Source organism: bacterium, from assembly GCA_023145965.1.
Classification (GTDB): domain Bacteria; phylum UBP14; class UBA6098; order UBA6098; family UBA6098; genus UBA6098.
Genome location: JAGLDC010000010.1, coordinates 1 through 13,074 on the forward strand (window position 1 = coordinate 1; position 13,074 = coordinate 13,074).

The window sequence follows — 13,074 nt, forward strand, 5'->3', positions numbered from 1 at the left end:
GAGGATGCTCTTTATTAATATGTTTTCGTCCTTAAAATCTGGTTGTTTTGACAACTCGAATGAGTAGCGCTCTTCGATTTTTTCTGCTTTAGGCATACCTGCCCTGGTCCAGCTAAAAACGGGACGCCAGCTTCCTATTTCATCGCAATCGTATGGACAGAGGTCTTTCGGCAATTCCCCAATAGGCTCCAGCAAATGGAACCCAGTTATCGATTCCCTTTCAAAGCTCACTGTAAACCTATGTCCTGAAAGTTGTTGCTCGAATACGCCTTCGAGGTAAGGTGTATAAGCATAGTCGAAGAGTAAATGTCCCTTTGCCAGTGGCAATTTAAATCCTAACCCCAAACTCGGGGCAAATATACTCTTACCGGTACGCCAACCGGTGCGAAACATAAGCCTATCTATGAAATCGATTTCTACGCCGCCGCCGTAAGTTAGATCGCCTTCACCAAAACGGCGAACAGAGCCGAGGATGTTAATGTCTCGAATAGTCCCCTCTCCTTTATAAGCGTGCCAGCCCCCTCCGGCTTCGATAGTCATGGGAAGATTTTCCTCCTCACCCGACGCTCCTCCGCCATTCAATGTAAGTTTCAGCGCTGTAATCCTATCGACTCGACCAGCTAAACGGAATCTTGGGTGCGGTTCGAAGAAAAAACTCCCACCAACACCGAGGCCCCCTCCAGAAGCATCAGCTATGGTGCGATATACGTATTCTGCATCGGCTCCCACGCCGAATTGGACGTTCTTCATCGGATGCGTTATACGCCATCCCACGCCTAAACGACCGGCGATATCCGTTGCGGAAACTTCCGATTGACCGGTATAACCGGGAGTCGTAATCCACTCGTCGTTATCCCAATTACCATATCCAAGCCAGGTGCCTCCAACGCCGAGAACGAGCTTTTGGCGATAAATCGGAATTGCAATTCCAAACCGGGCATAGTTGGTTTCCATAATCCAGCGGCTGTATGTGCTCGTTAGAGCCATCGACCATGTCTCGGACAGGGAGGAGGGATTATCGAATATCGAATTACTCGATGTTGTCCGTAAAAATCCCGTTTCGCCCAAAGCGGCGCTGGCGGCGTGACCGTCGATTCGCAAGAAATCCGCCCCGCTTGTTTCAGTGCTGCTGGATTGAGCCAACGCGATAGATAACACAGAGAAAATAAAAAGCGCGATTATAATATTCTTTTTCATATCTATCACCCTCCTTTAGCGGACAACCGCAAGTTTGAATGTGTATAACTCGTCTCCGGCTTCAACCAAAATACCGTAGACCCCCGAGTTAACGGAATGCCCCATATCATCCGTTCCATCCCAATAGAACTTAAACAGCCCCTGTCCGAAGCTTTCATTTAAAGGTTCCGCGACAATATCACCGGAGATGTTTATCACTCTCACCTTCACATTACTCGCGTCGCATTGAGTGATTTCTATCATTACTTCATCTCCAGTATTTATCTGGTTTTTGTCTATTCGAACACGACAGGGAGGTCGTCGCACATTGAACGAACAACTGTCCATGTAGAAAATCGTCGAATCCATGAAATCGTGGCGAACTTGAACATAAACCCAAATTTCTCCAATATCACATCCCGCCGCGAGCTCGGGGAATATTATCGTATCGGCTAAATCTGTTCTTTCTAAGAATTGTCCGGCATGATTCGCAAATGGCTCCGGCAGTGAGCCTTCAATGCACGAACTCTCGAACCAAGCATCCCAATTCTCCGGTTGTGTCGGCAATGGACAAGAAACACTAATAATCGCAGTGTCTCCGGGCCATTGATTGGAATTGGCAAGATACTCGCAGATTATACTCGGGTCGGGAACGAGTTTTACGACAACAGAATCGCAATCGCTGTTATTCGTTGGATCGACGTCGTCCCCGCATTCGATGGTTACGCAATTTACAATATACGGCGATGGACCGTTGTTGAGTGTATCCGCGTCATCTGTAACCTGAAAAGAAAATTCGATGATATAATTGCTTCCGAAAACGATGCTATCCGGTTCGATTTCCCAAACGATGCTATTACCACCGGAATATGGGGTTGTCGGCGAAATGGATGATGTAATAACGGTTCCGGCCCACGCTGGAAGATAATCGGTTATTACGACAGGATCACACGAACAGATCGCATGACCGAGGTTTGTTGCGCTTATGCGATAATTTATCACAGCGCTTGTTTCAGCATAAAGAACTCCGAATAGCGGGTCCAAAGGCAGTCCGTATGAATGTTTATTGATTGTCAATTCGCATTCCGGGCTACAGGTTTCATATTCCGAAGTGTCTGAATCGCTTAGAAGAAGGCCGAAAGTCGATTCATTTTGTAATTCGACCATCGCAGTAAGCGTGTCTAATCCACCATCCCAGCGCGAAGTAAATTGCATGATATAGACATAGCTGGCGGCGTTGCAGAAAAAGAGATAAAGCGGTTCCATCTCATCGGGGCTATCGACATCGCGGTATAGCCCGCCCGTTTCCATAGCCAGATTGGAGAGGAAGAGCGCACTTGAAGAACTAACACTTATACCGATTGTGAATAATGGGACATGTAGAAGACGCGATAGATCGGTAATTTCAACTTCAGTAAACTGATAAACATTCTCTTCACCATCTGTAAAAAGGATAACAATGTGCCGAAATCCCACAGGATCATTCTCAATAAGGATAAGTGCAGCATTAATAGCGCCGAGGATGTTAGTAGAGCCTGTTCCCCCAGTATAATCATCTGAGTTAACTGCCGGTAAGACAATTCCGGCGGTGTCATCGCTGAAATCGCATTTGACTTCGACATCAGTCCCGAATTTGATGATCGAAAATCGCTCTGCGCAAAGAGTATCAAGAACATAATTTGTTACTGAAGCCTCAGCTAACGCACGAGCAGAGGAATCCATCGAGCCGCTGTAGTCCATAACGATTGCTACAGATAGGGGCAGAATATCTTCATCTGCGGCGAACATTCGCAAAGGGTCGATAATGCGTAAATTCCACCAGGAGCCACCTTCACATTTTTTTAGGTCACTCCATTCAGTATATGGGTCATTCCAGCAAGCGTGAGCTAAATCTCTAATTGGATATCCATTCTGGTCCGTAACGGAAATAAATGCAAGCATGGATTCGCACTTAGCTGAATAAGTCACATCGCAAAAGTCGGTAACATCATCACCAGTAAGCTGAACTTCTATTATATCGACATTTATCTCCGTAATTCCGATACAAAGGTCATCGTATTGAGAGTTATTTGTTTCGTCGCTTTCTTCGACAACATTATTCGCATCGACTTCAGCGCAAAACTCGATTGTATCACCACAAGTAGGATTAGCTATCGGAACCGTCCCCGAAATGGAGTTGCCTGTTGACAAGGAGAAATCCGATATCGTCTCAGTTCCTATCAAAGCTCCATCGGAAGTGAATTCTATGATGAGGGGGTCGGCATTAGCAATACCTGTCCCTGCGTTGGTGACCATCCAATCGAAGCTAACCGGCCAACCGCAAGAAATACAATCATCACCATAAGGCGATTCCACCGAAATCACAAGGTCGGGCATTGTCAAAGACCATCTAAGCGTTTCTCCACAGATAAAGCTCGAAGGCGGGTTAAGAACTATATCTTCGATTGGTTCGAGCGGGGTCCCAGTCCATAAAATACTCGGATCTGCATCCCAAAGAACTCCTCCGAGAGCATAGAAACTGACATTTGGAGTACCATCGTTTTCTTGGAAAAAGACCGAGCATGTCTCACAAGTCTCATGAGCTAAGTCGATATTCCACCGATATATGCGCCAACCGTCATAAGAACCGCCGACTATCGTTTCAATTCCATCACAGGTAGGTTCCGTGTAGTCGTAGAGAGCTATTGCGTCTGGCGGAAGCAGAATATAGAAAAGGCAATCATTCGCATTCACAACGTTATAAGGGTAGTTACATCCTTCAAGCTTAATATACATATCATCGCCTGAAGAAACCGATATTTCCGTTCCCTCTGTTTCACCGACTTTTGATATCCGAGCTTCGCATGTCAGACCGGGGCGACATTTCACAACTACTCCATCCGAAAGATCCGCCGTTTTAGTCGGATCGCTGAAATCGCTCCATGCTTGCGCAAATGCCGTCAGATTCACATCGTTAGGATAAGACCCGCAAATATCGCCCCTTACTTGAAGCGTGCAGATGATCGTTCTTGCAGCTGAATAATCTATCTCATCGAAGGTCCAAGTGGCATAGGTGGGCGTATTACTGAAACCGTGAGGCAAATATCCCGCAACACCTTCACCAATAAAATCAGCGTATAATTGAGGAGTTTCAGGTGGATCGACCCACATATTTGGGAAAGTGAGTTGGACGCGAACGTGCCTTTGAGTTGTCGCCGGAAGATAGACATTCTCTACACGAACTCTGTATTCTATCGAATCCCCTTGAAAAACTTCGTCTGGATCCAATGAAGTATTAACACCCCAGTGGTTAACCGCCTCGAATTTGACACTGAAGTAATCGCTTTCATCGACAGTTTCAGCAAATACATAGCCGAAACATACAATTAGTAGAACTAAACAAATGATCGTCTTTTTCATTTTCCAATCCTTTCATATGAATAACAAAAATAATATGCTTTTTCATAAACTCCAAACACATTTTTCACCTTTTCTCCAACCACCCATGGCCCTTGTCTTCCTTGAATTCTTTTGTTAGTTTTATCTCGCGGGTGGCGCCCGTAGCGTCGCGCGGCCCGCGAAATATGGTTTCAATTTGAGCGGGCGGTTCCGTTGGTGAGGGTCTTGTGCCCTCACGCTTGCAGGCACCCACAAGGAGCACCCCTACGGGCATTGTCCCCGTTGGCTGAGTAGGCGTTAGTTGTATCGAAGCCCGCATTGCCTTCGCGACCTTGGCTACCAATTTTGCTGTAAGATTCATCGGTTCGGCGTCAGCGTCTCCGTTCCCTGAGCCTGTCGAAGGGCACGGCGGATCGAGTATTATCACGCGCATAAAATCCTCGCCAAGCACAGCGCCCACCACCGCGCGCATCGAGATCGGGTCGGTCGCCCGGGCAATGCCCGGGAATGATACGCTACGGGCAAATAGATTTCGCCAAATTAAGTAAATTTGCGCGGCCCTTCGCGGGCGATTCATCCTGAATCGCTCGATCGAGCGGAATATTTTCGCCTGCGGAGCGAATCGGTCGAAGCCGTTTGTGTCGGCCATGCCGACCGGCAGAGGCGCATTGGGAGGAGCTTTTGACAGCCCTCTCCACCATCCCATGGAAAATCCCGGAACTCGCTTAGTACAAACTTATCGAGTTCCAGATTCTCGAACATCGCCTCGAACAGTGGGAACTCACCCTCATCGAGGTTTACGATGACTTGATTATTTTCTGCCGTAATATTCATAACCGAGAATAAATTTTTGCGGGTGGTAAGGAGATCGTATTACACACGACAACACAACCTTAAGGCTACACACCGCAGTTTATCTCAGAATAATATCCCCTCCCGCTTGAGTCAAGCGAAAAATGTAAATATTATTATTTACTGCAAACTTATATTATATCGTTCTTTAGGAGAATAATATATTATAGTTTTCGGCGGCATTTCTGCAAAACATTTATTAATAATTGTCTCCTGATTCCGATTCACCGGCATATCTATGGCGTAAGATGCGCATCGGTAAAGATGATATTCCGCGCAAAACTAATATTTATGGGAATTACATACCATCAGGTATTAACACAGCCTTTTGGTACATATATATAGCAGAGAATAAATTTGAGTAGATATTTTTTTAAATATACGAATATTTAAAATATCATGGATGCCGCTTTTTTCTGTCGAGATTCCTGTATCGAATCGTATCGAGAACGCGACTCTGCAGAGTTTTAGGCTCGGTAAAATACCCGTCTTTTGAATCGAGTTACAACCTAACATGAATTTATAGAAAATTTAGGACTTGACTTATGCGTGCCATATTACTTTTTTTCGGACAGATATTTTTTCAGCCAATCAATAATAAATTTGAAATGTCACTATATTGACACAGGTAAAAGCGACAATTATGCTCTTTTTGTCCATTTATGTCCACTTTTGTCCATATAACAAGCCTGCCAAAAGCTTATATATTATATGCTTTTGCCCGTTGTTTATAGAACACAGGTTGACGTGCGGGTTCGAGTCCCCCAAACAGCATAAAGAATAAAAAATTATCGGTGGTTTTTTCAAACCACCGATAATTTTTTATCGAGAACAAGACTTGAACCCTCAAACATCTCGGCTCGTGAGGTATGAATAATCCAAGCTTTGGTACGCTCTCTTAGACTTCAATCTGGGACTGTGGCAATCTATTATAATGAATAGCAATCGGGATAGGTTTCTGGCGAGAGGTCTATCGGTCTCACGGCCTCTCTCGCATCGTCGGTTATTCCTCGATTGCCAAAAAGAATTTATCCGCTAAGTAGGGCTACTGATTATATGGCTGACTACTGCGTTAGATATACAATCTCATTCTTCCCATTCGTAACAAAAAGCGACCATAGATATGCCCGCCAAAACGAACATCTCCAGAACAATAAAACATATTTTTATTTTACTTGAGTATTATAACACTATTATTGATTGCTTTCATTCGGATTAGATAGATCCTCTACTTATGTGCAAATTCTATATGCCCCCTTGAAAAGCAATTGACACTTGATTTGCAATCAGCTCAATAAGCAATATAAAAAACCTTTTTCCATCCTTTTTATTACTTACAACAGCTAATAGACTAGTTATTATACTACTCTCAACTCATTTCATCGATAGCTGTATAACCAAATTCAAACAGTAACGCGTGCTGACTGAAAAACCAAATCGAGAAGCTTTTTGTTTTCTATGAACTCATACCAATTGAGAGCATGATTGAACGGTAGTCTGCACAACGGGCAAAATACCCCATCAGTTAGACTTTTGCTTGTAATAGGCCCGCAAACCGGTAACTTGGTTGGATAATTGCTAGCGCGTTCTACAAGCATTTTTATTCGTGTATCGAATACATCTCCCTCCGCAACCATAAATCTTACCATTTTCATCTTTGCCATAAATTCTTTATAATCGTTCTGTAGAATATTTTTGCATGAATGCCATCGATTGTGGAAATTAACATACTCGTTTTTCAACATGTTAAGAAACAAATCTAAAGCGAATTTTTGATCGCAATCCACAACAGACTCATCCTGTTTGAGAATAAGTTCTCCGATATTTGGACAAAGATCATTACTCCAATTGCGGTAAAACCTGCCCATTCCATAGGACCAAACAGCAATTTCATTGATGATTTCTTTTGATAGGATAATTTGATTTTTCATAGTAATATAATTTAAAAATTTATTATTCTTTAAAAATTATATTGAGCAAACCGTTGGCGTAAATACCCTATACAGGGTATTTTGAGTGGATATTTATGGTTACGTTAAAGGCTTTACTTGTCTATTGGAGTCAAATTATGAATAATTGCATATTTTACTAATCCTGCTATGTTATGAATATGTAGTTTTTTCATAATATTTTTTCTGTGCGTATTCACGGTCGTTTCGTCTATATTAAGTATAGTCGCAATTTCTTTAGTCATTTTGCCTTCTGAAATAAGCTGGACAATCTCTCTTTCACGATGAGTTAATATAGAAGTACCGTCAACAATATTTCCATCCCATAAGTTAACGAGATTCTTAATTATTTTCTTGGATAATCGAGGACTCAAGTAAAAATTCCCGGCTTGAACCTCGTGAATAGCCTTGACCAATTCATCGAAAGTGTCGCTTTTTGGTAAATATGCCACAACTCCAGCCTTATACATCTCGAGAATAAAGACCTCATCGGTATAGGTCGAAAGTGCAATTACATTTATCTCATGATTCCTTGAAAGGATGGCACGAGTGGCATCGATACCATTCATCTCTTTCATAGTGATATCCATAATCACTATATTGGGATTAAATTCAGTGCACAATTCAAGGGCCTCTCGTCCATTTGAGGCCTCTCCAATTAATTCCATATCCGCTTCTTGGTTGATTAAGCTTTTAAGACCGTTTCTGAATATAGCGTGGTCATCGGCAATCAATATTTTAATCAAAATCACGACCTTTTTCGAGTTTTAAAGATATCACAACCTCAGTTCCGAATCCTCTAACTGAATTAATATGCAAATGTCCTCCGAAATTTTCAAGCCTTTCAATAATACTAAATATCCCAAAGCCTCCACTTCGTTTATCCTCTTTGTATGTTTCAACATCGAATCCAATGCCATTGTCTTTCACTGAAACAACGAGCATCGGTTTAGAAAAATCCAATCTAACTTCTGTTCGAGAGGCTTTTGCGTGTTTAACAGCGTTCACAAGTAATTCTCGTATGCTCCTATAAAGGAAAGATTTTGTTTGATCGTTAGCCCTAAATCCATCCAAATTGCACTCCAAAAAATATCGCATACCAAATTGAGATTCAAAATCTTCATTCAGTTTTCTAAGTGCCGGTTCAAGACCAAAATGTCTTAAAATTGGCGGACTTATCTCGAAAACAAGCTTATTTGTTTGGTCGATAATATCGTCGAGCTCCGAAAATAGTCCAATGCTCTCTCTGCTATCAGTATCATTGGACAAAATATATCTTTTTAAGAAAATTTTCAATGCTGCTAGCGAAACACCAATTCTATCATGAATCATCTCCGCGATAATATGCCTCTCCCTCTCCTCGGTTTTAATGAGATCTATATTTAGTTTCTTCAGCTTATTCTCCCTTTCTTCGAGAGCTTTCAGAGTCCTTTCCCTTTCTATTGTAATTTTGAAAAATCTATAAAAAAAATAGGAAACTAAAACACCTGCGCAAATCGAAGCAAGAATAAAAAAAGGTTTTATGAGAGTCTGCGTATCCAAATCACTCCCCCTAACCAAATACCAATCGAGGCTATAGTCATGTAGTTTGTAAATTCATAGTTATCAATAAATCCATGAAGCAAAACGCATGTTATAAAAAGCTGTTCGGTAAAATATACCATCAACCCGATTATCACTATCATGCCAACCAGTAATTCCTCGCTCCTGCCAAATTTTATAGCCCTAATCATAAAAATCTGGCAGAGGATTATCTTTATGATGGAAATCGTATAATCGACGATATTCAGTGGTTGAAAACTCTTTAATAATAGACTTAAAACTGAACCCGTTACAATAATAAATATTGAGAGTATCAGACTGATCAACAATATTGGGGTTTTTTTTAAATATATTAATCCTATTTGTGCAACGATAATTAGTTCGTATATTAGAAGTAAGGCGTGAGAAATAAGAAAAATATAATTTGAACCGGATGAAATTAACATGACAATCTCTGTCGCCAATATTAATAATATATATCCAATAAACAGTTTTATCGTCAATATAGAATAATCAATATCTAAACGCGAGTTGCCTTTAACTTTGAGATGCCTGAAGCTTGAAAGCAATCTTAACCACAAAAAAAGCGTTACCCCATAAAACAAATATGTCGCTATAACAAACATAACCAAATTTCAATTAAAACATCCTCAATAACTTAATAATATAATTTGTCCTTTTTTATTCTCCAAATGCTATTATTCTTATTGTTCTATAATTAGCCTAAAAATATCATTATATAGAAAGAGTGATTGCTTTTGGATAATATAATTTAGATAATAATTTATGATTTGTATGAATAAGAATAAAAACATATCCGAAATAAAGCGCGTAACCTGGGTCGGCGTAATAGTTAACCTCGGATTATCAATACTCAAATTCATCGTGGGAACAAAAGGCAACAGCCAGGCTGTTATCGCCGATGCTTTCCATAGTGTCTCAGATATCTCGACCGATCTCGCTGTTATATTTGGAATCAAATTCTGGTCCGCACCTCCAGATAAAAATCACCCCTTCGGACATAAAAAAATTGAGACAATAATCACTGCTGGAATAGGATTAGTCCTCACTATTGTTGCATTTACACTAGCTTATAACGCCATTGTCTCCATAGGAGAAAGCCATGTCCAACAAACCAGCTGGATAGCCCTTATCGGCCCTATTCTATCCCTTGTTCTCAAAGAAATCCTTTACAGGTGGACAATCGCAACAGGGCGCAAAACAAGATCTTCAGCCGTGATCGCCAATGCTTGGCACCATCGTTCAGATGCGATAAGTTCGATACCTGCCCTTATTTCGGTTATCGCGGCCTCGATAAATCCAAAATGGTGGTTTGTCGATCATATTGGAGCTATCGTAATCTCGATATTTATATTCAAAACCTCTTATAATATTTTAAGCCCTGCTTTAGCTGGATTAACCGATCATGGAGCAACTGAAAAAGAACGTAGTGAAATTCATGATATAGCGTTATCTGTGAAGGGCGTCGAGGAAGCCCATGCGATAAGAACGAGGCGCTTAAGCGACAGTATTTTTGTCGATATGCATATCCTCGTCGATCCGGCGATGACCGTTTTCGAAGGCCACGAAATCTCCGAAAAGGTCAAACTGGAGATATTAGGAAAAGGACCCAATGTGATCGATGTAGTCGTTCACATCGAGCCCTCGAATGATAAACCGGAAACCTAAGTCAGGTTATTCAGAGACTGCGGCTTCCTTCTTCGCTTCCTTTCTTTCTTTTTGTTTCTGAATGGCCTTTTTCACACCAAACCGTATAATAATATACATCACAAGGCAAACGCCACCCAATATCCAGGTAATAGATATTGCCGATGAGCTAACCGCAAGCACACCGGTAAACCATGTTAATACTAATATTTCGATAAGCCCCAGGATGATAATTTTTAACAAACCCTTACCAAAACAACGAGCACTTTCGCTAAATTTTTCAAAGAATCGAACGACGACTTTAGCGAAATAAAGGAAAGCAAAGACTGCTAAAACAACGACAAGAAAAGTAAGCACATTCTTGATGCCCCTTTTGGTGAAGCTAACTTTGACTTGCGGGAACGGTCCCTTCTCATCCTCGGGGATGATGAATTTTTGGAAGCGGTGAAGCGCTCCGACCTCCGGTATCTGGATTTTAACCGGCAGGACGCCCCTCTCGGTTGCTCCATAAGATTGGACAACCTCTTTCAATTCCTCTTCATACTGCACCTGCGATTCGAGCATTTTATCCATCGATCTGGCTTTCGCCGCCATCGGTGCTGATACATTGGATTCTGCACCCATATATTCATCAGCAGTAGCGCGAATTCCGTGACCACTCATGCCCCCCATCCACCCCTCCTCCATGTTGCCGCCGAAACCTGTATAAGTGTAGCCATAGGGCAAATACAACGAAAGATTGATGGTGCTCACAGGAACATCTATCTTAGGCAATAGAATCGAGCGTTTTCCAAAAGCTCGTAGGTTCTTTCCTTTCATAAAATAAACTACTTCAATAGGGAAACTTGCAGCATCTGCGCCGCCGCGCGATTTCTTCATAGGGATAAGTATTCTGCCTTCGTCACCCTTGCCCGGTTTAGCTGGATTTCCGCTAACAAAAAGCGACCAGAGTTCGGCATCCTCGGGAAGCTCCATCGATAGAAATTGTTTCAGGTTATTGCGGATGTCATATGTCCCGCGGACAATGTAGTTGCCTTCGGTCGTGAGAATTGCGACAAAAGCACCGTTATCCGCCGTTGCGACTTTGACAGGCATATCCTCGTGCCTTTCAATATCGAGAACAATTCGATATGGCGTTTCGAGATATTTGAAAGCAAGAATTATAGGGTAATTCGCGCGACTCCACAAAGCCTGAGGAACTTCGGAACGATCGATTCGAGAAGCTACTTCAAGCTCTTCCTTTTCAAGTGAAACCTCGACATTGGTCGTGGCCTCTACCCCGATATATCCCTTCTCCCTTTGAACGGAAACGCATGTCACCACTGGAAGAGCAACAATAGCACTAACGCCTTGCATTGATCTCTCAAAATCACATCCTATAGCAACCGTCCCGCCTGTAGGGAATTTCAGATAGGCGTTGATAACACTCTCCTCACCCTCTTCGCTAATCTTCCAATCTCGGAGATTACTCGAACGAACATCGAGCACACGGACATCGTTCGGCACCTTAAAACGCACAACATCAATCTTGCCCTGAACAATGGAATATATAAGGTCAGCATTGCCTTTGACCATTCCCTCGCCCACAGAATACAGAAGCCTCAATTCAGAATAAACAATTGGCTCTAAATCCTCCACCTCTTCCGGTGGGAGTTCCTTCATCCACTCGCAAAAAAGATAATCCGTTGTAGGGATATAGGCTTCGACCGATGTTTTACCGGCGTAAGCCTTTTTAGTTAAACTGCTGGCCGGATTGAACTTAACATCCCAATCTGCACCGGGAACTTCGAGTTTAAAAAAAGTCGAGCTGGTTTGGGGCAAATTCAAACGAAAATTCGTCGTATGTTCCGCTATTTCCATTATAAAACCAGCTGAAAAAGAAAATTTCCCGGGGCCTTTGATAATAAGCGTGTGTTTACCATAACGCGGAACAAGCGGCGCGAATTTGCCATCGAGAGATGGGCGTTTCAGTGGAAGGTTCTGATTAAAAAGCTGAACCTCGACATAACCCTTCTTTAAAACGACGATGGAAATCTCCACAGTTCCTGAAAGTGCATTTTCCTGAACAATGGTCTCATACTCTGCATAGGGAATTATGTAATCTACCGGTGGAGTAAATACCGTAGTATCCGTGATCATGGACATCTCGATGAGAGTTCTAAGCTCTGCCCAAGGAATATCCACATTCGTTTTCGGTAGCGATGGCAATGTATCGCTTGCAAAAGCAATTAGCGAAAGAAGCAATAATAGTGAAACAATAATGGCTTTGCGCATGATCCCTCCCATGTGTTATTTTTATGAATATACGAATTAAAATTTTATCTCAAAACGATAAACCTCATCATTGCTCTTTAATTCTTGTAAAAATATCATATTAATTCAATACTTGGAGGTAAACACAAATAAAATTATCGATAGTCCTAAATTCTGTCCCAAGTATGATACTTGAAACAACGATAATCCTAAAATAAATCCGCCATAATAAAGGAAAATTCCAATTCCTAGGTGA

General features: G+C 42.0%; 10 protein-coding genes. 1 reads left to right on the top strand and 9 read right to left on the bottom strand.

What is annotated here, in order from left to right; genetic code table 11:
- The 8 genes from KAH81_01255 to KAH81_01290 form a co-directional block, all read right to left on the bottom strand.
- The coding region (locus KAH81_01255) for a hypothetical protein (protein ID MCK5832275.1) at positions 1 to 1,197 on the bottom strand (1,197 nt) is incomplete at its 3' end.
- Positions 1,198 to 1,212: 15 nt separating this feature from the next.
- Positions 1,213 to 4,575, bottom strand: a complete 3,363-nt coding sequence (locus KAH81_01260) for a VWA domain-containing protein (protein MCK5832276.1) — start codon at positions 4,573 to 4,575, stop codon at positions 1,213 to 1,215.
- 64 nt (positions 4,576 to 4,639) lie between these two features.
- The gene (locus KAH81_01265) at positions 4,640 to 5,026 is read right to left on the bottom strand and encodes a hypothetical protein (GenBank protein ID MCK5832277.1); all 387 of its coding nucleotides are present in this window, start codon (positions 5,024 to 5,026) and stop codon (positions 4,640 to 4,642) included.
- A gap of 101 nt (positions 5,027 to 5,127) precedes the next feature.
- Complete coding sequence (locus tag KAH81_01270) at positions 5,128 to 5,388, bottom strand: hypothetical protein (protein MCK5832278.1); 261 nt, start codon at positions 5,386 to 5,388, stop codon at positions 5,128 to 5,130.
- 1,421 nt (positions 5,389 to 6,809) lie between these two features.
- A complete protein-coding gene (locus tag KAH81_01275) occupies positions 6,810 to 7,337 on the bottom strand; it encodes a hypothetical protein (protein MCK5832279.1) in 528 nt (175 codons plus the stop codon).
- A gap of 113 nt (positions 7,338 to 7,450) precedes the next feature.
- Positions 7,451 to 8,101: a response regulator transcription factor gene (locus KAH81_01280; protein MCK5832280.1), complete on the bottom strand. Its 651-nt coding sequence runs from the start codon at positions 8,099 to 8,101 to the stop codon at positions 7,451 to 7,453.
- On the bottom strand, positions 8,094 to 8,897 hold the full coding sequence (locus tag KAH81_01285; protein MCK5832281.1) for a hypothetical protein: 804 nt from the start codon (positions 8,895 to 8,897) through the stop codon (positions 8,094 to 8,096). The genes KAH81_01280 and KAH81_01285 overlap by 8 nt, the downstream gene beginning before the upstream one ends.
- Positions 8,876 to 9,088, bottom strand: coding sequence for a hypothetical protein (locus KAH81_01290; protein ID MCK5832282.1), 213 nt, complete (start codon positions 9,086 to 9,088; stop codon positions 8,876 to 8,878). The genes KAH81_01285 and KAH81_01290 overlap by 22 nt, the downstream gene beginning before the upstream one ends.
- 595 nt (positions 9,089 to 9,683) lie before the next feature.
- Here KAH81_01290 and KAH81_01295 point away from each other — a divergent pair.
- The gene (locus tag KAH81_01295; GenBank protein MCK5832283.1) at positions 9,684 to 10,586 is read left to right on the top strand and encodes a cation transporter; all 903 of its coding nucleotides are present in this window, start codon (positions 9,684 to 9,686) and stop codon (positions 10,584 to 10,586) included.
- Positions 10,587 to 10,592: 6 nt separating this feature from the next.
- On the opposite strand, the gene KAH81_01300 is transcribed toward KAH81_01295, so the two are convergent.
- Positions 10,593 to 12,839, bottom strand: a complete 2,247-nt coding sequence (locus KAH81_01300; GenBank protein ID MCK5832284.1) for a hypothetical protein — start codon at positions 12,837 to 12,839, stop codon at positions 10,593 to 10,595.
- Between the last annotated feature and the right edge of the window lie 235 nt (positions 12,840 to 13,074).

Excerpts from the sequence above, each read along its gene's own strand:
- KAH81_01275 (MCK5832279.1), bottom strand. The coding sequence starts at position 7,337 with ATGAAAAATCAAATTATCCTATCAAAAGAAATCATCAATGAAATTGCT.
- KAH81_01300 (MCK5832284.1), bottom strand. The coding sequence starts at position 12,839 with ATGCGCAAAGCCATTATTGTTTCACTATTATTGCTTCTTTCGCTAATT.
- KAH81_01265 (MCK5832277.1), bottom strand. The coding sequence starts at position 5,026 with ATGCGCGCGGTGGTGGGCGCTGTGCTTGGCGAGGATTTTATGCGCGTG.
- KAH81_01270 (MCK5832278.1), bottom strand. The coding sequence starts at position 5,388 with ATGAATATTACGGCAGAAAATAATCAAGTCATCGTAAACCTCGATGAG.
- KAH81_01295 (MCK5832283.1), top strand. The coding sequence starts at position 9,684 with ATGATTTGTATGAATAAGAATAAAAACATATCCGAAATAAAGCGCGTA.
- KAH81_01260 (MCK5832276.1), bottom strand. The coding sequence starts at position 4,575 with ATGAAAAAGACGATCATTTGTTTAGTTCTACTAATTGTATGTTTCGGC.
- KAH81_01290 (MCK5832282.1), bottom strand. The coding sequence starts at position 9,088 with ATGATTAGGGCTATAAAATTTGGCAGGAGCGAGGAATTACTGGTTGGC.